General features: G+C 69.3%; 14 protein-coding genes and 1 pseudogene. 8 read left to right on the forward strand and 7 right to left on the reverse strand.

The features are described from left to right. Positions 1-30: 30 nt before the first annotated feature. Positions 31-2,163, reverse strand: coding sequence for an N-6 DNA methylase (locus tag MILUP08_RS14240; RefSeq protein ID WP_007458730.1), 2,133 nt, complete (start codon positions 2,161-2,163; stop codon positions 31-33). A 298-nt stretch (positions 2,164-2,461) separates the two neighbouring features. On the opposite strand from MILUP08_RS14240, the gene MILUP08_RS14245 reads away from it, so the two are divergent. The 4 genes from MILUP08_RS14245 to MILUP08_RS14265 all read left to right on the forward strand — a co-directional run bounded on the left by MILUP08_RS14245 (position 2,462) and on the right by MILUP08_RS14265 (position 13,821). Continuing rightward, entirely contained in the window at positions 2,462-4,927 is a 2,466-nt protein-coding gene (locus MILUP08_RS14245; RefSeq protein ID WP_007458731.1) for an AAA family ATPase, read from the forward strand. Next, entirely contained in the window at positions 4,924-5,328 is a 405-nt protein-coding gene (locus tag MILUP08_RS14250) for a hypothetical protein (protein ID WP_007458732.1), read from the forward strand. The genes MILUP08_RS14245 and MILUP08_RS14250 overlap by 4 nt, the downstream gene beginning before the upstream one ends. 142 nt (positions 5,329-5,470) lie before the next feature. Beyond that, positions 5,471-8,896: a hypothetical protein gene (locus MILUP08_RS14260; protein ID WP_144056926.1), complete on the forward strand. Its 3,426-nt coding sequence runs from the start codon at positions 5,471-5,473 to the stop codon at positions 8,894-8,896. Further along, positions 8,893-13,821, forward strand: a complete 4,929-nt coding sequence (locus tag MILUP08_RS14265) for a DEAD/DEAH box helicase (protein WP_007458734.1) — start codon at positions 8,893-8,895, stop codon at positions 13,819-13,821. The genes MILUP08_RS14260 and MILUP08_RS14265 overlap by 4 nt, the downstream gene beginning before the upstream one ends. Before the next feature lie 216 nt (positions 13,822-14,037). Here the strand turns inward: MILUP08_RS14265 and MILUP08_RS14270 are convergent, their stop codons facing one another. From MILUP08_RS14270 to MILUP08_RS14285, 4 genes are read right to left on the reverse strand one after another with little or no spacing between them, the layout of a single operon-like run. Further along, entirely contained in the window at positions 14,038-15,429 is a 1,392-nt protein-coding gene (locus tag MILUP08_RS14270; RefSeq protein ID WP_007458735.1) for a hypothetical protein, read from the reverse strand. Next, positions 15,426-16,022 carry a hypothetical protein gene (locus MILUP08_RS14275; protein ID WP_007458736.1) on the reverse strand — a complete coding sequence of 199 codons (597 nt, stop codon included), beginning with the start codon at positions 16,020-16,022 and terminating at the stop codon, positions 15,426-15,428. The genes MILUP08_RS14270 and MILUP08_RS14275 overlap by 4 nt, the downstream gene beginning before the upstream one ends. Then, positions 15,986-16,477: a DUF7665 family protein gene (locus MILUP08_RS14280; RefSeq protein WP_007458737.1), complete on the reverse strand. Its 492-nt coding sequence runs from the start codon at positions 16,475-16,477 to the stop codon at positions 15,986-15,988. The genes MILUP08_RS14275 and MILUP08_RS14280 overlap by 37 nt, the downstream gene beginning before the upstream one ends. Continuing rightward, entirely contained in the window at positions 16,474-16,932 is a 459-nt protein-coding gene (locus MILUP08_RS14285; protein ID WP_007458746.1) for a hypothetical protein, read from the reverse strand. The genes MILUP08_RS14280 and MILUP08_RS14285 overlap by 4 nt, the downstream gene beginning before the upstream one ends. Positions 16,933-17,139: 207 nt before the next feature. Here MILUP08_RS14285 and MILUP08_RS14290 point away from each other — a divergent pair, with 207 nt between their 5' ends. Genes MILUP08_RS14290 through MILUP08_RS35290 form a run of 3 tightly spaced genes read left to right on the forward strand, consistent with a single transcriptional unit; the run spans position 17,140 to position 18,804 of the window. Then, the gene (locus MILUP08_RS14290; RefSeq protein WP_144056927.1) at positions 17,140-17,979 is read left to right on the forward strand and encodes a hypothetical protein; all 840 of its coding nucleotides are present in this window, start codon (positions 17,140-17,142) and stop codon (positions 17,977-17,979) included. 28 nt (positions 17,980-18,007) lie between these two features. Continuing rightward, on the forward strand, positions 18,008-18,562 hold the full coding sequence (locus MILUP08_RS14295) for a hypothetical protein (protein WP_144056928.1): 555 nt from the start codon (positions 18,008-18,010) through the stop codon (positions 18,560-18,562). 59 nt (positions 18,563-18,621) lie between these two features. After that, entirely contained in the window at positions 18,622-18,804 is a 183-nt protein-coding gene (locus MILUP08_RS35290) for a hypothetical protein (protein WP_144056929.1), read from the forward strand. A 90-nt stretch (positions 18,805-18,894) separates the two neighbouring features. Here the strand turns inward: MILUP08_RS35290 and MILUP08_RS34180 are convergent. Both MILUP08_RS34180 and MILUP08_RS37390 read right to left on the reverse strand, forming a co-directional pair. Beyond that, a protein-coding gene (locus MILUP08_RS34180; protein ID WP_420329271.1) for an IS5 family transposase occupies positions 18,895-19,694 on the reverse strand; the annotation gives its coding sequence in 2 pieces (ribosomal slippage) (positions 18,895-19,358 and positions 19,358-19,694; 801 coding nt in all). A 323-nt stretch (positions 19,695-20,017) separates the two neighbouring features. After that, positions 20,018-20,332 (reverse strand): META domain-containing protein, encoded by a 315-nt coding sequence (locus MILUP08_RS37390; RefSeq protein ID WP_083915840.1) that lies wholly within the window; start codon positions 20,330-20,332, stop codon positions 20,018-20,020. An 86-nt stretch (positions 20,333-20,418) separates the two neighbouring features. Here MILUP08_RS37390 and MILUP08_RS14310 point away from each other — a divergent pair. Beyond that, positions 20,419-21,554, forward strand: a pseudogene (locus MILUP08_RS14310) (IS701 family transposase). The last annotated feature ends 101 nt before the right edge of the window (positions 21,555-21,655 follow it).

Raw genomic sequence — 21,655 nt, forward strand, 5'->3', positions numbered from 1 at the left:
GCTGAGGTGGCTGGGGGAGTCGGGTCAGGTTCAGGATGGCGTCTGATCGGCGCCTGGTGGTTGCAGCGCGCCGCCGGCGAGCCCCGCCGCAAGGGTGCGGGCCGTCTCGTCGGCGAGGCGGCTGGCGATGTCGGCCGCCGTGCGCAGGGCGTTCAGTTGGCGGAATGCCTTGCCGTAGCGCCGCTGCTCGGCGAGGGGCAGCAGCGGCACCCGCAGGCGGCGCGGGTCGAGGCGGATCACGGTGGAGCCAGACGACGCGGCGCTGAGATTCTCCTCGGCAGCCAGGAAGCCGGCCAGGAACCACGGGTCGAGGCGGGTGGGATCGGGTCGCAGGAGATGAAGGTGCCGACCAAGGTGGAGGCCGGCGTCGCGGGCGTCGGCGACCCGGGCGGTGCCTGCGCCGTTCTGCAGCAGTTCCGGAAGGATGACGTCACCCTCCCGGATCTCGATCTCGGTGCCCGAGGGTTCCTCCTCGGCGTGGCCGGAGGCGGGGCGGTGTGACATCACGTCTCGGGCGGTCAGGGTGGGCGGCGCGGACGGGTCTGTTGCGACGGGTGTTGAACTGCGGATCGCCGCTGGCACCCGCAGGAGCTCCAGCGCGTCGCCACGTAGGAGATCGGCGATGCTGGCGGTGCGCCAGGACAGGGGAGCGGCGCCGACGGGCGGCCAGGCCTCGCCGCCGCTCAAAGTGATCAACCCCGTGGCTGCCCGCCGTAGCCTGGAACGCAGTTCCTGGCCGATCGCGGCGAGCTCGTCGGGCATCGCCGGAACAGGGGTGGCCCGGACGTGACGGGCGGGCGTGAGGTCAATCGTCTCGTCGAGCAGGTCGATGATGGGAACGGCTTGAGCGACGCCCGGAACGGGGTCGAAGTTGTCTGGATGCCGGTCGTAGTCGTTCCACGCCTTGAGCACGTCGTCGTGCAGCGCGGGCCAGTCCAACTTTTGGCGCTTGCTTGGTGGCTGGTCAGGCCGGGAGACGTCGAGCGTGGCGGCGTCCACCATGAGGATGTTCAGCGGCAACGTGGCCTGCGGGTGTGGGCGTTCGATCACCCACAGGTGAAGGCCGACGTGTAGAGGTTGCGCGACCCCGGGCGGTAGGGCAATGACGGCCCGAAGCACGCCGGTGCGAAGGATCTCGGCTCTAAGCCGGCGGCCTGAACCGCGCTCGGCGGTGGCTGGCGGCATGAGGAGAACAGCGCGTCCACCCTCTGCCAGGTGTGCGAAGCAGTGCTGGAGCCAGGCGAGCTCCGACTCGCTCTTCGCCGGCAGGCCGAACTCCCACCGTGCGTCGTACGCCAGCTCGTCGTGACCCCACTCGCGGTCGCCGTAGGGCGGGGCGCAGAGCACGGCCTCGGCGGTCAGGGTCGGGAAGGCGTCGGCACGGATGCTGTCGCCGGCACGCACGCTCACCTGAACGGTGGTCTCCCCAGGCTGAAGGGCGAGGCGTACGGCGGTCTGCGCGGCCTGCGCGGGGACGATGTCCTGGCCGTACAGCTTCCGTGCCCCGCGGGCTGCGGCCGCGAGAAGAAGGTTGCCAGCGCCGCAGGCAGGGTCGAAGACAGCCTCCGGGTACGGCTCGCCCGGCTCCGCGAGCAGGTCGGCCATCAACGTGGCCACCGGCGCGGGGGTCTCGTACATGCCGCCGGCGCTGGTGGCTTCGTGGTCGCCTTCCGCGAGCGCGTCCGCGGCGCGCAGAGCTCCCTCGTCGGCGACGCAGCGCAGCAGCGCCCGCAGTAGCGCCGCGTCCTCCGCGTCGTACGTGAGGTCGGCAATCCCGGGGATCTCGGCGACGTGTGGCCGGGTCGCCTGCAAGGCCCGCTCGGGCAGTTGGCTGTTGGGGAGGTCGACGAGTTGTTTCAGGTCGCTGTCCGCCATCCGGGCTGCGGCCAGGACCAGCGGTAGCAGTCTGGTCGGCGTGCCGCTGCCGGCCTGAGTGGCGCGCATGGCGGTGCGCAGGTCGTCGGCGGGTGAGGTGGCAGGAAGCTGACCTCGCGCGGCAAGCCAGCCCTGGACCGCGTCCAAGTCGTAGGCCGGGCTGGTGTCCGTGCCGCCGGTTGGGGCCGGGAAGTCTGGGTGACGCCGACGCCAGTTGCTGACGGTGGCGCGCGTGACCCCGGCCAGCCGGGAGATCTCGGCGGCGGTCACCTGGGCATGTCTGGGCATCGGTGTCCTGTCATTTCATGCATCGTCCTGCTCGCGGATCACACTACACGACCCCTGAGGCGTGTAAACGGTTTGACACCGCTTTCAATGCCGAGTGTGCTAGTGTCGTTTTCAGTGAGCGGGCCGAGGTTTGCCTCGGCTGCCGCCGATGCTTCCTGTCCGGGTGTCGACGCCCGGGCGTACCACCCTCATGTCCGGCCCAGCCCTTCCGGCCGGTCAGATTCCTCATGCCGACGCAGCGAGTTGCCCCGCCTTCCGGCGCGGCCACTCGCCCCCCTCCCATGAGAGGAGGCACCACATGAGCATCGACCCTCAAGCCGACACCGTTGACCAGCTCATCCTCGACCACCTCGACCACTCCGACCTGACCGAGACCGCCAAGGACCTCGTCATCGCCGCCCTGCTCGGCGGCGACGAGCTCGCCTCGGTGCTCGGCGGCGCGACACCGCGCCGACCGACACCCCCGTCGCCCGACACCGAAACCCCGGAACCGATCGGGACCTACCTAGCCAGCATCGAGGTGACCGGGTTCCGCGGCATCGGGCCTACGGCCACGCTCAACCTCGTACCCGGACCGGGACTGACCATCGTGACCGGTCGCAACGGCTCGGGTAAGTCCAGCTTCGCCGAAGCCGCCGAGCTCGCCCTGACCGGCGAGAACAAGCGGTGGGCCGGCCGCAGCTCGGTCTGGCAGGAGGGCTGGCGCAACCTCCACGCCACCGAAAGCCCTCGCATCCACGTACGACTCGGGGTCGAGGGCCACCGCAACGGCGCCACCGTCGAATGCGACTGGGAGCCCGAGGCAGGGCTCAACGATGGCGAGACGTTCCTGCAGATCGCCGGTAAGCCCCGGCAGTCGGTTGCGGACCTCGGATGGGCGCAGCCGTTGGAGCTGTACCGCCCGTTCCTCTCCTACGCCGAACTCGGTGGGCTGCTCAGCGGCCGTCCCAGCGAGATGCACGACTCGCTGCACCGCATCCTCGGCCTCGGCCGGCTGGTCGAAATCGAGACCATGCTCAAGACCGCGCGTAAGGAGATGGACGACCGGCGCAAGCTGGCCGGCGCCCAGCTGCCGCAGCTGCGGACCGCGCTCGCCGCCCACCCGGACCCGCGCGCCCGCCGCGCCGAGCAGGCGCTGAGCGGCAAGGCGGCCGACCTCGACGCGCTTGCGGCGTTGGCCACCGCCAACGAGCCGACCACTGACACGACCCTCGTGCCGCTGCGCCAGCTCGACGTACTCGACCTGCCCGAACGAGACGCCCTGGTACGCGAGCTGGAGCGACTCCGTGGGGCGCTGCAACAGATCGACGACCTGGCCGGCACGCCGGTGGAGGAAGCTCGGGCGCTCGCCCGGCTGCTGAGCGACGCCCTGCGCCATCACCACAGCCACCCGGGCCAGCCCTGTCCAGTGTGCGGGGGTCGCACCCTGGACGAGGCGTGGGCCGAGCAGGCGCAGGCGCAGCTGCGACGACTCACCGAGCGGGCCGAACGCCTCGACGAAGCCCACGAGCTCGAGCGGGGTTCGCGCCGCACGCTGCGGAGCTGGCTGCCCCAGCTGCCGCCCGTACTCGCCGTCGACCTCAGCGCCGAGGGGGTGGACACCGACGACGCCCGGGCCGGATGGCAGCACTGGGACGAGCTGATCGGGTCCGCCGACTCGCACAAGATCGCCGAATCGGCGCTCGTCACCTTCGATGCGCTCACCACCGTCCTGCAGCCGGTCAAGGCGGCAGCACGGCTGGCGCTCGAACGCCGGCAGGCCGCCTGGCAGCCGCTCGCTGACCAGATCCGCGCCTGGATCGACACCGAGCAGGCCAGTCGTCAGTCCGTCCAGATGTTCACGGCGCTGAAGGCCGCGGTCACCTGGCTACAGACGGTCGGCGGGAGCATCCGTAACGACAAGCTCGCACCGGTGGCCGCGGAGGCGACCGATATCTGGAACACGCTGCGGCAGGAGAGCAACGTCGACCTCGGCGCGATCCAACTCGCCGGCACCGGCACCAACCGAAGGGTGGACCTGAAGGTCAACGTCGACGGCGTACCCGGGGCGGCGCTGGGGGTGATGAGCCAGGGCGAACTGCACTCGCTCGCCCTGGCGCTCTTCCTGCCCCGCGCCACGATGCCCGAGAGCCCGTTCCGGTTCCTCGTCATCGACGACCCGGTGCAATCCATGGACCCGGCCAAGGTCTACGGGCTGGCTAAGGTCCTGGACCAGGTGGCCAAGCACCGGCAGGTCATCGTCTTCACCCACGACGACCGCCTGCCGGCCGCGGTGCGACACCTGCAACTCGACGCCCGGATTCGCATCGTCAGCAGGCTGGCGCAGTCCCAGGTCACTGTCACCGGTGACGCGCACGGCGACCCCGCCCGGCGCTACCTTGACGACGCGACGGCCATCGTCCGCGACGACGACATGGCCGACGAGGTCCGCCGTCCGGTCGTCTGCAACCTCATCCGCGACGCCCTCGAATACACCTGCCACGAGCGGATCCGTACCCGTGACTTCCGGGCCGGGCTGCCGATCGCAGAGACCGAGGCGGCGATCAGCGAGGCGCACGGTCTGCGACCGACCCTCGCGCTGACGCTCCTGTCGGATCACCGGCGGGCCGGCAAAGAGTTGAACCAACCGCTGGAACGGCTGCACCCCGCAGCCCGGCGGGTCGTCGCCTTCGCCAACCGTGGCGCGCACGGCGGTAGTTCCGGCGACCTTGCCGGGCTCGTGTCCGACGCGCGTGCGGTGGTGGGGAGGTTGAGTCAGCCGTGAGCCCGCACACGTATCTGAGCGCTGCCAGTGAGCTGCTGCTGCACCCGCCGTCCAGCATGCGCCGCTGCTGGCAACGCGGATCCGCCTGTCTGACCCGCCTCGCCCTCGAACAGGGGCTGCGGCACTACTGGGACCAGGTCGCCCCCTCCGTCGTCGACCGCCCCATGCGCAACCAACTGCTCGTTCTACCCACCTTCGCCGGTGCCGAAGCAGCCTCGACGGCGCGCACCGCCTGGCACGGCCTGTCCCGCGCGATGCACCATCACACCTACGAGCTCGCGCCCACGGTGGCGGAACTCCGCGGCTGGCACCAGGACGTCGCCGCACTTCTACCCCAACTCGAGCTGGCCGACCCCGCCGGCCCGAAGGGGTCACGGCCTGACGCGCCCGCCATCCAATGATCCGAGGGCCGGGCCGGTCACCTGCCCGCCAGGTGACCGGCCCGGCAGGCGGACGACGTCAACGCCGCCACCTCTCACTCCCCTGAGTGGGGCGGCGTCCTATCTGACCTGTCCACCGCTGCAGCCGACTGGTTCCACCTCAGTGACCGATCGGGCAGGGCGGACGCTGAGGCGATGCTTTGGTCTTGAAGACGCCTTGGCTTGCTTGCATAGTCGCCCTACCGCGCTGACCACCCCAATCCACAAGAGGGAGACCGTGTCACACGCAACCGAGATACTTCGGCTCCGGGAAGACGAGTGGGCGCCAGCCCTGCGCGCGGTGTCGCTGGTCGCCGAGATTGATGCACCGGAGGACCACGCCAAAGAGGTCATCCGCGCCCTGGGACGAGTCTTTTGGCTCAGTGCCCCCCTCGACCGACAGCGGCTGCTCACCCGTCATTACCCCGCGTGCTTGGTCGTCGGACTGGCCGGGCTCGGTGCCGTCGGGTACGAGCACGGCGACTACTGGAGCGCCGTCCACAACGAGGCGCCGGGCCAAATCGACCAGACGTTCTGGGGGAGGGCCTTCCGCCTCAACCTCGACCACTTCCGGCTGGCCCGGTTCCCTGGTCTGCCGCAGGTCTACGTCGGTGAGATCCTCATGCATGCCGGGGTCCCCGCGTACTGCCTCGGTGACCTGTTGAATCTCCTCCTGCACCGCCAGGCCCGCGAGCCCGGACTCACTGGCGAGAGCTTCCTCGCCTGGGCGCTCGCGCCGGGCCGTGAGTCGCGGCTGAACGGGACCGACAAGCCGGTGCAGCGGTTCATTCAGCGCGGCGAGGACTACGCCGCGGACCTTGTCGACCGCTGCCTCGACCTGTTGGAACGGCTGCGGCAGCCGGGGTTCACCGCCGACGGACTCGGACTCTCCCCACACCTGATCGAAAGAGCTCAGGCGCTCGCTGAGGCGGAGCAGCTCGACTGGACAGGCAGCTCGGAGCGCGGCGGGTCGGCCGCGCAGGCGGCGCCGCAGCGACCTCACCTGGAGTTGGAGCCGTTCGGCCGAGGCCTGATGGTGTGGCTGCCGCCGGTCCATGACGCAGCGGACGGTCGTGTCATGTGGCAGTTGCGCTTCGACGGCGAGGTCGAATCGGTCGTCAGCCAGTCCCGCTGGCCCGGCACCAGCGAGACGGCACCCGCAACGGTGGTAGCCATCGCACGCCCCGCACGTCAGGTGACTGTCGAGTTGGCCGGCTACGACCAGGAGTACGAGCTGGACGTTGTTGACCCGCGGGATCCCCTGTTGGTCTTCACCGAGGACGGCCGACGGGTGCCGGCAACCACCGGCCTTCCGCCCGAGCCGGTCTGGCTGCTGTACCCGCAAGAGAGCGACGGCGGTGGGCCGCTCGAGCTGCAGGTGGATGGCGACCTGGTCGACACGTACGACGTGCCGGCCCCGTACGGCTGGCTCGGCTGGACGCTGCGTCGCGCCGACCTTCGTCAGGTGTCGCAGCTGCGGCTTGGCGGCGGACTACCGCGCCGGGTCAAGGGTGCCCGCCGCGCCCAACTGCAACTCGCTCAGCCATTGCCCGGAGTGAGCAGCCTCGCCGGCGGACCAGTCATCGCGACGGCCCCACGGCTGACCCTGCCGACCGAGCCCGGCGTGAGCACCGACTGGTCGATCCGGATCCGTCGACCCGGCTCCGGTCAGCTCCTGCATACCGAGAGCCTCTCTTCCAACCACGACACGACGGTCGACCCGTGGCGGGACCTTGCCCGCCCCTTGGTCGGCGCCTACGAGATCACCGTTCGAGGTCCGCTCGGCCGCGGCCTGGCCCGTACGCTGGAGTTCGCCGAGGGGTTGTCCGTCATCTCCCACCCCGCCTGGCGGGAGATCACGGCGGACGGGCTGGAACCGGCCACCGTAGGAGCCGACGCCACCCTGCCCGACCTGTCGGTCACGCCCTCAATGACCCACCTGGGCCCCGCCGACACCGCTGTTGAGCTGCAGCTCGACAGCCCGGGCGGCGCGACCACCGTACGGGTCACGCCCGCCCACATGGCGCTCCAACGGTTGGGCGGCGGCAGCCGCGGCGAATGGTCCCTGCAACCACTGCGTCTGGACACCGAGACGATCGGAGAGGGTGAACTGCTCGTGAGGCTGCCGCGGGCGGCGGACGCACGGTTGATCGTCCGCTCCGGGGGCCGCGAGCTGCAAACCGTTCCGTCCGGAGAAACCTACGGGCAGCCGATGGCCCGGTTTGGGCTCGCGGCCATCGCCGACACGGTCGGCGCCCACGGGCTCGCTCAGCTTGACGTCCGCTTTGACGGGCAGGACTTCCCGGCAGCGCGCTGCGTACCCCGACGCCTTGCCAGCGCGGTGCACCTCGATGACGACCGGCTGGTGCTGGTCGACGGCGTGCGGGCCGAAGGGCTGACGGCCGCGCTGTACCAGGTGTACTCGCCGTGGGAACCGCCGTACCTCGCACGCCTCAGCGAGGACCTGGTCAGCGACCCACTGCCCACGCGGGTCACCACGGCGGGGCCCCTCGTGGCGCTGTTGCGCATCGAGGATCCGTGGTTGCCGTCGGACTGGCCGGATTGGCCCGGCCACGACAACGCCTTCGACCTCGCCGAGCTGAAGTGGCAGCCGACCGGCCAGGACTTGGCTGGTGAGGCGGTCTCGGCGTACCTTGCCGGAGCAAGTGCCCTGCCCGACCGACCGGACATCGCGCCGCTGCTGTTCGACCTCTACCCGCGCGCGGACGACCTTTATGCCCGAGGTGTCACGGCCAACATCCGGGGCGCCGCAGCGCTCCTGCGCCCGCATCCCGCCGCCGCGCTGGCCGCGCTCACCAAGCACCACGCCTCGGCCGACCAGGTGGTCGCGCCCCTGGTGCACTCCGGTCTGATCGCCCTGCCTCCCGACAGGTACGTCAGTCCGGCCGACGAGGCGCGGCTATGGACGGCGAGCCCGCTGGCCGCAATGCTCGCCTCGGCCCACCGGCTGCCTGACATCGCCTCCGATGCCGATCTGGGCGAACAGATCGCCGCGGTGTGCGGGGAGGTGGCAGCACATCTGCTCGCCGGCGGCCCCGATCCGTACGAGACAGTCGGCAGGTTCGACCAGTCGGCCGAGGTGTTTGCGTTGCTGCCGGCCGCGGAACGCGACCGGGTGTGGCGGGCGATGCGCGTCGTTCCCGGCGGCCTGCTCGACGCCGACGAACGGATGGTTGCGGCCCGCCACCTGTTCGAGGTACGGGTGCGGCCCGGCCTGGGACGGCTCTCCAGCAACGCGGAGGGGCTGCTGCGCGCCCTGCAAAAGCCCTTGGTCGATTGCGGTGGGCCGCGGGCGGCGGCCGCGCTGCAGGCCCGCAACCCGACTCGAGGGTGGCTCGCTCTCCCCGCGCTGTCGCTGGCGTTCGCCTTCGTGGCGCGGCTGGCCGCCCGAGGGCAGGCGGCCCCGGCCGTGCTGCTGCCACGAATCCTTCCCCTGCACGCGACGCTCGCCCGCAGCGCGCCGCGTCTCGTCGCCATCGACCTTCTCCTCGCGGAGTTCCTCCTGACCGGAGCCGGAGCAGCCGAATGATCCTCGACCCCCTCGCCACCAGCGACGCGATTATCTCCACCTACCGGCGCTACCTTCGTTCCCTCGTGGAGCCGAAGGATCCCCGGCTCGCGAGCGCGTTAGAGACTGCGATCGGCGACGCGATCAACCAGGAGATCACCAAGGGGCCTCTGCTCGAGGCGACCCCGCCCTACGTCACCAGCGCCACACCTCGGCAGCTCATCGACGCGGGCGTGCTCGATCCCGGCATCGCCAGCCTGGGCACCGGGTTGGCCATGGACCGTCCGCTCTACCAGCACCAGGAGCGGGCGATCCGGAAGGCAACTGCAGGGCGCAACATCGTCGTCGCTACCGGCACCGGATCCGGCAAGACCGAGAGCTTCCTCATCCCCATCCTGAACCGGCTGATGGCCGAACGTGCGGCGGGCACCCTCGCGCCTGGCGTGCGGGCGCTGCTGCTGTACCCGATGAACGCGCTGGCCAACGATCAGATGAAGCGGCTGCGGGGTCTGCTGGCCGAGGCGCCGGACATCACCTTCGGCCGGTACACGGGTGAGACCCGCCGCAGTCGCCGGGAGGCCGTGGAGGTCTTCGAGCAGCAGAACCCTGGCGAGCGGCCGTTGCCCAACGAACTGCTCAGCCGGGAGGAGATGCAGCAGCGACCGCCGCACCTCCTGCTGACCAACTACGCCATGCTCGAATACCTGCTGCTGCGGCCCTTGGACATGGACCTGTTCGAGGGTGAGCACGCCGGGCACTGGCAGTTCATTGTCGTCGACGAGGCGCACGTCTACGACGGGGCTCGCGGGGCCGAGCTCGCGATGCTGCTGCGCCGACTCGCCGATCGGGTGGATTCGGGCCGCCCGGTGCAGTGCATCGCGACGAGCGCGACCGTCGGTAGCGACATGTCAGCCGTGGTCGACTTCGCTGCCTCCCTTTTCCCCGTCCCCTTCGAGTACGACCCCGCCGATGAGGCGAGGCAAGATGTCATCACCGCCGACCGGGTCCAGCTGCCGCCCGGGCCCGAGTGGGGACCCCTGCCCGCCACGGCGTACGAGAAGCTGCTCAACGCGCCGGACCCCGCCGGCGCCGTCGTGGCCCTCGCCCGCGAGCACGGGTACGCCGGGGACGACCCCGCCGAGGCGCTGGCGTACGAGCAGCGCGTTCGCCGGCTCAAGGCACTGCTCGCCCACGGGCCGATACCGCTGCACGAGGTCGCCCAGGCCCTGTTCCCCGGTAGCGGCGCGTCCGCGACCGCGTCGATGGTCGCTCTCGCCAACAGCGTGCACGACGAGGCCGGCACACCGGTGCTCTCCGCCCGCTACCACCTCTTCGCCCGCGCGACGGAAGGAGCCTTCGCCTGCCTCGGAGCCAACGGGCCGCACGTCAGTCTGACCCGGCACGAGCGCTGCGGACGGTGCGGCGACGCCGCCTTCGAGTTCGGTACCTGCCGCCGCTGCGGCACCGTCTACCTGATGGGCACGCTGGAGCGGGTCGGCACCTTCACCGTGTTCCGGTCCCGCCGCTCCCGCGACGAGCAGCAGGTGTGGATGGCGCTGGTCGACGACGTGGCGACCGACGAGGACGAGGAGATGTTCAGCGGTGCTGCCCAAGCGGCCGGCGAGCTGGGCGCGCTGTGCACCCGGTGCGGGGTGTTCCAGATCGGTAAGGCGGCCAACTGCCCGCGCTGCCCGGATGGCGCCATGCGGGCCGTACGTTTCCTACGGCAGCGCAGCGACGAGCTCGCTGCATGCCTCTCGTGCGGGGGACGCGGAGCCGGCCTGATCCGGCTCTTCGCCAGCGGCAACGAAGCCTCCGCCTCGGTCCTGGCGACCGCCCTCTATCAGAAGCTGCCCGTGGCCTCCGATCCCATCCAGCGGGGCCTACGAGGCGGTGGGCGCAAGCTGCTGCTGTTCAGCGACAGCCGGCAGTCTGCGGCGTACTTCGCGCCGTACCTCGAAGACTCCTACGAGCGGGTGCAGCGCCGGCGGCTGCTCCACGAGGGCACGGTCGCCGCCGCAGCAGCCGACGACGAAGTACGCCTCACCGACGTCGTCTACCACACCTCGCGAGTAGCCGACCGGTACGGCATCTTCGAACGGCGGCAGAGCCGACAGGCCCGGGAGAGGCAAGTCGCCCTCTGGGCACAGATTGAGGCCGTCGGCGTCAACGAACGCAACTCCCTGGAGGGCAGGGGACTGATCGCCTGGGACATGTCCCGCGACCCCGCCTGGCTACCACCCCAGCCGCTACTCGCCCTCGGCCTCAGCGACGAAGAGGTCTGGGCGTTGCTCTCCGAGTTGATTCGATCGATTCGGCTCCAGGGCGCCGTCGGTGCCCTCGACGGCGTGGACCCCCGCGACGAGGCGTTCCAGCCGCGACTCGGCCCGATCTACGTACGCGGCACCGGCTCCGACGCCCGCCGCAAGGTCCTCAGCTGGCTACCGACCAAGGGGACCAACCGGCGGGCCGACTTCGTGACCCGCGTGCTGGCTCGGCTCGACCGGCAGGCCGACCCGATCCAGGTGCTGGAGGGCGTGTGGCGCCTGATGACCAAGGGTCCACAGGCCGAGTGGCTGATCGCCGGCACCGAACCCGGCATCGGCCAGGTCCACCAACTCGACTCCGCCCTGATCACCTGCACGCCTACGGCCGGCGGCCTGAGCATGTGGCAGTGCAGCAGGTGCCGCAAGCTCACCCCGTTCAACGTGCGCGCCACCTGCCCCACCATCGCCTGCACCGGTGACCTCGAATCCTGGACGTCCCCTGCGGCGGACATCGATCCGGACCACTACCGCAACGTCTACCGGGACATGAACCCAGTGCCGCTGCGCGTCCTCGAACACACCGCCCAGTGGACCAGCGAACGAGCCGCTGAAATCCAGCAGCAGTTCGTCCGCGGCGAAGTCAACGCCCTCTCCTGCTCCACCACGTTCGAACTCGGTGTCGACGTCGGCGAGCTGCAAGCGGTCATGCTGCGCAACATGCCTCCGACCACCGCGAACTACGTCCAGCGGGCCGGTCGGGCCGGCCGCCGAACCGATTCAGCCGCGCTCGTGCTCACCTATGCCCAGCGCCGCTCGCATGACCTATCCCGTTTCGCCGAGCCCGACCGGATGATCGCCGGGGAGGTCCGGGCGCCGTACGTGCCCCTGACCAACGTGCGCATCGATCGGCGGCACGCCCACTCCGTCGCGCTCGCAGCATTTTTCCGGCAGCAATTTCGGTTCCACGGCACCATCTGGCGTACCGCAGGGGAGTTCTTCCTGCCAGGAGACGACGGGATCGCCCCGGTCACGTTGGTCCGCGACTTCCTTACACCGGTGCCGCCGCAGGTCACCGACTCGCTGCGACAGGTGTTGCCAGCCGAGGTGCGCGACATCATCGGCATCGACTCCGAAGAATGGGTCGAGCACCTGGTTGACCTGCTGGAGTCGGTCCGGGCCGAGCTGCAGCAGGATGTCGACACGTACGAGCAGAAGCGGCAGGAGGCCTTCACCGCCCGCCAGGACGACAAGGCCGCGCGATACGGCCGCGTGATGAACACGATCACTCGCCGCGAACTGCTCGGGTTGCTCGCCAACCGGAACGTCCTGCCAAAGTACGGATTTCCCGTCGACACCGTCGAGCTGCGGCTGGCCTTCGCGGACGCCCCCATCGCCAAGCAACTAGAGCTTTCCCGAGACCTCTCGTCGGCCATCTACGAGTACGCACCCGGTGCGGAGGTCGTCGCCGGGGGACTGGTCTGGCAGTCGGCCGGCCTGTACCGGCTGCCCGGACGCGACCTTGAGCGACGCTACTACGCGGTGTGCGACGGATGCGGCCACTACCGCGACTCGATCGACCGCCTCGACCAGGAGTGCCCGGCCTGCGGCTCCGCTCTCGTCGGCGTACCCCGTCAGTACGCCATTCCCGTCTTTGGGTTCGTCGCGGCACGCGGTACCGGCCGGCGACCCACCACTGCGCCGCGCCGGGCCTGGCACGGCGCAACCCACGTCGTGTCGCCCGGTGCCGAGCTCTACGCGGACAAGTTGGACCTCGCCGGAGGCGCGATCACCATCCGGGCCGGTGCCCGGGGCGAGCTGGTAGCAATCAGCGACGGCGCGATGGGACGCGGCTTCCTCGTCTGCGCGACCTGTGGCTTCGCCGGCCGGGCCATCGACGGTCGGGTCGACCACCAGAGTCCACTCAGCGGCCGCGAGTGCCGTGGCCGCATGGAGAACCTGTCGCTGGCCCACAAATATCAGACGGACGTCCTCGACCTGAGCTTCGACGGTGCGGTCGTGATCGGAGTCGAGGACAACGCCTGGCGATCGGTCGCCTACGCGCTAGTCGAGGGCGCGGTCCGCGCGCTCGAGATCTCCCGCGACGACATCGATGCCACCGTCTACCGAACCGAAGCCGGTCGCAGCGTGATCATGCTTTACGACACCGTCCCCGGAGGAGCCGGCCACGTCCGACGTATCGCTGAGCGGCTGCGGGACGTACTCGACCAGGCGCTGCAGCGGGTCCGCGACTGTGAATGCGGCCCGGAGACCAGCTGTTACCGCTGCCTGAGGGTGTTCCGCAACGAGCGCTACCACGAGCAGCTACGTCGCGGCGTGGCGGCGGACGTGCTCAGCCGTCTTCTCGGCAAGCACGACCAGGCTCCCGTCGGGGCGCTGCGGGTATCGCTCTCGGACGTCGGGCCTGCGCTTACCGCGACTCGCCGATTCCTGGTGACGGAGGCACCCGGCGAGGTCTTCGAGCCCGTCACCTCCGGGCAACTCGACCTCTACGAAGGTCGTGTCGTCCTCGCCCGTTGTGACGGCGACGCCGCGGTGGGGCGGCTATGGCTCCGGCGCGATGCCGACGGTGTGGTCGGGGTGGGCCTGCAGCCGATAGCCGGAGCGCCGTTGGATGACCGTGCAGACGATCTCATGCTGGTGGGCGTTGCTGTGTGGTGATGTGGGGCTGGCGGCAGTTCCGGATGCCCCTCCCTGGTCAACGCCGTGGCCCCGTTGGAGCGTGATGACTTCGGTCATCGGCATTCGTCAACCATTCTTAGGGCGCGCTTCACATTGTTGTCACCTCGTCGACCACACCTACCGCCAAGCGATCACCGCCGCCGGCACCGGCTGCGCCGCCGCCCTCGACGCCGGGCGCCACCTCGCCACCATGTCCTAACTGCCTTCTCCCGCCGCCGTCCCGGAGATGGCCGGGCCCCGGTCACTCACGGGCAAGAGGCGGCCCCCGACCACATCGACCTCGCGGGTTGCCGGTGCGAGATCGACGTCGTCGGTCTGCAGGTGCAGGTTGATCACGTCGAAGCCGTCTCCAAGCAGGGCGGCGCGGGCGCCTTGGGCGACTCCGAGGCATGCGGTGACGACGCCGACGAAGGCGGCGCCGACGGCGGTCCCGGCGAGTTGTACCGATCCGCAGGGATCGCGTCGCTCAAGGTCGGCGAGGGCGGCCGTGGCAGCACGTCGTTGCTGCGAAACGTTCTCCTTCCAGCCGGGGACCTCGTCGCTGGGGACCTGAGCGGGGAATCGGCGCAGGAGCAGGGCGTTGAAGTCGGCCGGTCCGACGCCGAGTCCGGCGTCTATGGCCAGCTTCCAGCCAACTCCGGAGATGAGCCTGCGAGGGTCGAGGCTGTCGACGCCGAGCAGCGCGACATGGTGGTCCTCGGTTAGGACGCGGCTGGTGTGATCGAGCCGCCGGTCGAGGATGACGACGTCGTAACCGGCCCGCTCGAGGACCGCCTCGGCCAGACGGGTCTTGCGGACCGGCACCGGTTTCACGGGGGTGAGAAGCCCGGTGCTGTGGTTGGCGTCCACGACTCGCTGGGTGTCCTGCAGGACTACCTCGACCCGGGACGGGTCGGCGTAGGTGAGCCAGGACATCACCCAGGCGTAGGCCTGGCCGAGGTGACCGAGGCCAACGATCCACCAAGCCGCTGGTGCGTGAGTTAGCTCGGGCCCGTCGGTGCTGGTCCCCGGCTGCCAGAGGTTGACGGTGATGGTGCGCCAGCCGGCGTCGCTGCCCGGGCGGTTCCGGATCGCGCCGAAGGCCTCGTGCACACCAAGTGCCCCGGCGGCGATCGCGGCCAGAACGTTGCCCTCGACGGCGTGGCCGGTCCCCGTGTCGACCGGGTGGACGTGAGCGGTCCAACCGCTCCACCTGGCCCGGAGCCGGACGCCGCCGGCGGGCGCCGGACGCGCAGCGTCGCCGAGGTACAGCACGGGCCAGTCAGCCGGGACGTCGGTCAGGTCATCGGCGTGCCGGGCGCCTTCCCGGTCGATCATCTGCACGATGGTGTGCCCTCGGTGCAGCCCGGCGGTCAGTGGCACCTTGCCGTCGGTGATCACAATGACCTGGCCGAACGCGCGGACCGCCGTCGCGACGGCCGTGCACAGCGCGGCCTGGCCGCGCACGTCCGAGGCCACACTGTCCGCAACGATGGCCATACCCGTCGCGACGTGCGCGTCGAGCGCGGCGTTGACGGTTGCCCGGGTTCCCTCATGCACTGCCAGCAGGGTGGTGCGGTTGAAGGTGTCAATAATCGGGATGGTCATCGTCTCTCCTGAAGTTGCCGACGGCGGAAGCGGGACAGCAGCCGGTGCCACCACGATCTGAGTTCAGCGGCCAGGTGCCGTTCGGAAACGAGCAGGAGCTCGCCGGCTTGTTCTCCGTAGAAGGAAGCCCAGTCGCCGTTCACACGCAGGTGGACCCCGAGCGGGGACACGTCGGTGACGCCAGCCGCGAAGTGTGGGGCGATCAGCGCGACGTGGCCGTCCCGGGCGACCATGGGGTGCGCGGCGTCGATACGGCTCTGCTGAACGCGGTGGGCTGGGTGGGTATGGATGTCGCCGACCACGCGCAGCCCGTCACGACGGCAGAGGTCCTGAAGCCTGGTGTAGCCGGCGGCGTGGAAGTCGATCCGCCCGGTGAGGCAGTCCGGATCGAGGTCGTCGTAGAACGCGATCGCGGTGACCGGCTGGGGCAGCTCCTCCTCCGGGTGGGCCCGGTCGGTGAGCAGGAACGCGCCGCTCTCACGGTGTCCCTGCCCCCGCTCGGCCAGCCCGGCGAGCAGGACGTCGAACAGGTCCGGTGCGATCGTCAGGCGGGCGGTCACCGGGCAAACCCTTTCTGAGGCAACGTCGCGCATGACAGCTCCCGGTGCAGCTCGCGCAGGTAGAAGCCGATCGTGCGGTTCACGTTCCAGGACCGCTCCGGGCGTTCACTGGCCCAGTTCGAGTGACTCGTGATCCCAGCTCGGTCGCAGGCCAGGTACGGCGCGTTGTTGTTCCCCGGCGACCAGTCCGGGCGGAAGATCTCCGGGTTGCGTCCGGAGATCGGCCACTCGGCCACGGGCAGCGGCGCGTCCGCGACGATGTTCCAGGGCTGCCCCGCTGGCGCTTGGAGCGGGTAGTCCTGGACGTTGAGTCGCATGCCCAGCTCCGCGTCCTCGCCGACCGCGATGGCCACCGTCAGGAACGGCCAGGTGAGGTCGACGATGCGCCAGGACCCGGTGTCGACACCGGCCTCGACGTCGGCGGCCGACAGATGCCGGCGCAGACGTCGCAGATTCGGGTCGACGCCGGGCTCGGACGCCGTGCTCATCCCTGCGGCCGGACCGTGTGGACCAGGTCGACCATGGCGCTGCAGGTGCGCCTCGGAACGATGGTGGTGACGGGCGTGTTCAGGTCCAGGTCCTCAGTCTCGCCGGGGAGCCGCAGGACCAGATCGGCCGCGGCGGCCTGGCTGATTCCGAACGCCGCGATCGCCCGCTTGCGGACCTGACGCAGCCGGATGGCCGGGTGGACCTTGACCACCTTGTCGGCGCCGCCGTACCCGACGGTCACGGCGATCTGGCGGCAGGCCGAAGTAGCGAGGTGACCCGGCCGCCCGGCCAGAGCCGCCGCGACCGTCACGGTCACGTCGAGCTCGGCCTCGTCGTCGACCGCGAACACCTTCTCGTCCTCCTCGAGGACGAGAAGATCACCGAGCCGCACATCGGGCTCGACCTCGCGGGTCTGGGCGACGGCCTCGCCGGCCGTGAACTTGTGGATCCTCACGTCTGCTCCTCTGCTTCAGCGGGGCCGTGTCGACGGGCTCCGCGGTCTCGGAGGCCGCCGGTAGGGCACCAGCTGTCCCCGAGATTTCGGTTTCACTGAGACCAGTGAAACAGGTGATCGTGTCCGGCGCAACCCCGAAGCGGCCCCTTGGTCCACTCCGGCGTCCCGAGGGCGTGCAGGTTCCGTTCCAGCTGTCATGCTTGGTGTGTGCGTATCGAGTTGGCCGGCCGGAACCCTCTCCGACGCCGAGAGTTGAGGGCTGACTTTCATGGCGACACGGGGAACCTGGTGCTCGACGCGCGAGGACTGCGGTGGGTCAGCCCGCTTGAGCTCGCCGCCATCGTCTCGATGGGGACCGTCGCCGCTGCCGACGGCCGTGACGTCCACTTGCTCGTTCCTCACGATCCGAAGATCGCGTCATATCTCGTGCGGATGAACGTTGTGGAGCTACTCAAGCCCTTCGCCGAGATCGACGGGTCAGTCCCATCTCAGGGGCGGCGCGACCACTCCGACAAACTTCTCGAGGTTGCCAAGGTCACGCCTACCAACATCGAAGACATCAGCAAGACACTCGGCGAACTGGTAACGGCGCGGCTTGGACCGGACGCGGGAAGGGCGGCCTTCCGCAGCCTCGCTGAGCTACTCAGCAACGCCACCACGCACGGCCTCAGCAAGACTGGTGCCTTCACCGCCGCCCAGCTCTACAGCGGCACCCTGAGCCGTACACCTGGGTTCGAGTTCGCCGTCTGCGACTCCGGCGCCGGGATCCAGAGGGTCCTTTCTGGCACGACCAACCATGAGTTGGAAGGACCCCCGGCTCTCGAGCTTGCACTGAATGGCGGCACTAGACGCGCCGAAGGGCGAGGCCACGGCCTACCGAGCCTGTGGCGGCAGGCCGTCCAAGGCGGTAAGGGAGGTGAACTCATGCTTCGCAGCGGAGACGCCGTCGCTACCGCGAGGCTCCGCTCGGAACCCATCTCGATCTGCAGCCGCGTCGCCGAGCCGGTGCACGGCACGTGGGCCTGGCTCCGCGTCCGAGTTCCGTAACGGGCGGTAACGTGTTTCAATCAGTCAGGTGAAACCGGATCCCGCTACGACCGTCACCTACGACGTCGGACGACAAGAGGCGTTCCTGTCAACCAGGGAACGCGGCAGGGAAGTGCTTCACGACCTAGAAGACCACATCCCGCCTCGCACCAGCCTTCTCGTCATCAACTTCATTAACGTGGAGGCGATGACCGTCAGCTTCACTGACGAGTTCCTCCGCAAGTACTACTCCACCCTCGCCACCCAGGACGACGGCCCGACCTCCGTGCTCGTCAGCGGACTCAACAACGACACCCGCGAAACGATCGTCATCGCCTTCGAACGTCGCGAACTTCTCGCGCTGGAGCGACTCGGTGATGACCTTGTGCTACTGGCGGCGTCGGATGTTCTCTCGGACACCTTCAAGCTAGCCAGGACGCTGGGAACTTTCACCGCGACGACGGTCGCTGAACAACTGGGCATCAGCGCCCCCAATGCGAATAACCGACTCAAACGCCTCGTCGCGGCGAGAGCGCTCGTCCGGCGGCGTGGGGTGGCTGAACGCGGTGGCAAGGAATTCACCTACTCCGCACCCGAAGTTTGAGCGTCGGCGTTATGTCGCCTTCGCGGCTCAGCAACGGACGCTCCGCTCAGGCTCGGCACGTGACGCTGTCCTGGGCCGTCGACCGCCCCACTTGTGTGTCGTACGACGAATCCGTCCGCGCGGTCCGTCGGTTCAAGGGCATCGGGCTGCTTCGGCTGCTGGCCACGGCGTTGGTTGCGCAGTGGCGTCGCTCGCCCCGCGTGCTGGTCAACGTGGCGGATGGATCACGCCGTGGGCGGTGAGCCTGGTCGCCCGGAAGTCCTCGCTCGGTGGCTACTCGGACGTAGGGGAACTTACGCGAACAGTCAAAGATGGACACGGACTTAGAACTCCTAACTCTTTGAGTGTTGGAGTCGGCGCCAGCAGATGATGGCGCAGGCGAGGGTGAGGAAGGCTTCGTGGATGTCGTCGCGGATCTCCCAGCGGATGTGCAGACGGCGGAACCAGTGCAGTAGGGCGATGGTTTGCTCGACGACCCACCGTCGGGTGCCGAGTCCGGTGCCGTGGTCGGTGCCGCGTCGGGCGATGACCGGGGTGATGCCCTTGGCTCGTAACTCGCGGCGGTACGTGTCGAAGTCGTAGCCGCGGTCGGCGTAGATCCGCTCGGGTCGTTGCCGGGGTCGGCCTCGGATGCCCTTGATGGGTGGGATCTTGTCGACCAGGGGCAGGAGTTGGGTGACGTCGTGGCGGTTGCCGCCGGTCAGGCTGACGGCGAGGGGGATGCCGCCCGCGTCGGTGATGACGTGGTGTTTCGAGCCTGGCTTGCGGCGGTCGACCGGGCTCGGACCGGTTTTGGGCCGCCCTTGAGCGCCCGAACATGGGTTCCGTCGATCACCGCCCGGGACATGTCGAGCTGGTCGGCGGCTCTCAGCTTGCCGAGCAGTGTCTCGTGCAGGCGTTGCCACACCCCGGCGTCGTTCCAGTCACGCAACCGGCGCCAGCAGGTCATACCCGACCCGAACCCGAGTTCCTGGGGTAGGTACTCCCACGGGATCGCGGTGTAGAGCACGAACAGGATCCCGCACAACACCTTGCGGTCATCGAGGGGCTTACGGCCGGGGAACCGGTGCCGGCGAGGCGGTCGAGGTGGCAGCAGCGGTTCGATCTCGGCCCAGAGGTCGTCCGAGACGATCCACGGCGACTGCTCACCCCTCCTCACGTTCAGACAGAACGAGCTTCACGATCAGCCGGTTACGCCCAACATCATTTTGTTAGAAGCTCTTAGCCGCAACAGATCAAGGCTCGCAGCCATTCCTAGGTGTAACTGGACCGCCGGACCTGCGGGGAGTGCGCAGCGAGTCGGTCTCGGGAAAAAACACCAACCCTTATGGGCGCTACAGGGCAGGCTGATTCGCTCGCCCTGCTCGCCGCTGCAGTAGGTGGTCCAGGCGGGCGGTGAATCGGCAGCACGGCAGGCGGCCCGCTAGGCGTGGCAGCAGCGTTGCAGAACGGCATTCAACTCGTGGGGGATAATCGGCCTGTCTCATCGGCTTGGGCGTTGAGAAGCACGAGGACCTCGCCGTCGAGACCGGCTCGTCTGGCCGTCGTGACCCATTGTTCGATCGGTACGCTGTCGGCGCAGAACGCCAATGTGGATGCTCTCGCGGTGGCGAGCAGGGTGCCACCGGCAGCGGTGATCCACCGACCGCTTTGGTCGTTGCAGCCGTCGGATCCGTGCCACTCACCGTCTGCCGTGAACTCCAAGTACGCCGCCTTGTGCCCGATGGCGGGTGCCCAACGGCCTACAGGCTGACGTTGGCCCGCGGGTATAAGCGTCGTCGGTAGTGCGAGGGCTGGTGCTAGTACTGCAACGGCAGTAGGCGAATCGAGTTCGACTCGTGTTCGTTGGTCCGACTGTGACGGATGTTGATGTCGATCGTTGGCATGGAGAGTTGGACCGGCTGCATGCCCGGATCGGGCCCAGGTTTCGGCGGTCGGAGCCGCGGCTGCGGGTCCGTCAGTACCTGTGTGGGCTGGTCTCTGGTCTGGGTCGTAAGAACGGCTGGACCTTGGCTGAGCAGGCCGGGGATGCGTCGCCGGACGGGATGCAAAGGTTGTTGCGGTGGGCGGACTGGGACGTCGACGCGGTCCGCGACGATGTGCGGGACTACGTGGTCGAGCACCTCGGCGACCCGGCCGGAGTGCTGATCGTCGACGACACCGGGTTCCTGAAGAAGGGCACCCGGTCGGCCGGAGTGCAGCGTCAGTATTCCGGCACCGCCGGGCGGACGGAGAACTGCCAGGTCGGTGCGTTCCTGGCCTACCGCTCAGCGAAGGGCCACGCGCTGATCGATCGGCAGCTCTGCCTTCCGGCGTCGTGGACCGATGACCGGGACCGGTGCCGGGCCGCGGGGATCCCGGACGCGGTGCAGTTCGCCACGAAGGTGCAGATGGCCCGGGAGATGCTGGCCCGCGCGTTGGATGCCGGGGTGCCGGTCGGGTGGGTGACGATGGACGAGGCCTACGGGCAGTCGAAATCGTTGCGGGTCTGGTTGGAACACCGGGATGTGGGTTATGTGGTCGCGACCCGCCGCAACGACGACATGATCACCACCACGATGGGCACCTGCCGAGCAGACAAGCTGATCGCCGCTCTGCCGGCCCGGGCGTGGTGCCGGCTGTCCGCCGGCGCGGGCGCCCACGGCCCGCGCGAGTACTGGTGGGCGCGGGTGCCGGTGCGGATCTGCTGGCAACCCGGCCGGGGCCACTGGCTCCTGGCCCGGCGCAGCATGACCACCGGGGAGATCGCCTACTACGTCTGCTACGGACCCCGCCGCACCCGACTGCTCGACCTGGCCCGCATCGCGGGAGCCCGTTGGGCGATCGAGGAGTGTTTCCAGCAGGCCAAGAACGAAGCCGGCCTCGACGAATACCAGGTCCGCGACTGGCGAGCCTGGTACGCCACATCACCCTGTCCATGGCCGCTCACGCCTGGCTGTCCGTGGCCCGATCCCTTACCGCAAAAGGGGATCCAGTCCCGGCGACGACATGATGATCGGCTACACGGTACCGGAGATCCGAAGACTGCTCACCGCACTCATAGTGCGATCAACCCACCCACCCGAGCACGTCTGGGCCTGGTCGCGATGGCGC

Origin of the sequence: Micromonospora lupini str. Lupac 08 (assembly GCF_000297395.2) — a bacterium.
GTDB lineage: Bacteria > Actinomycetota > Actinomycetes > Mycobacteriales > Micromonosporaceae > Micromonospora > Micromonospora lupini.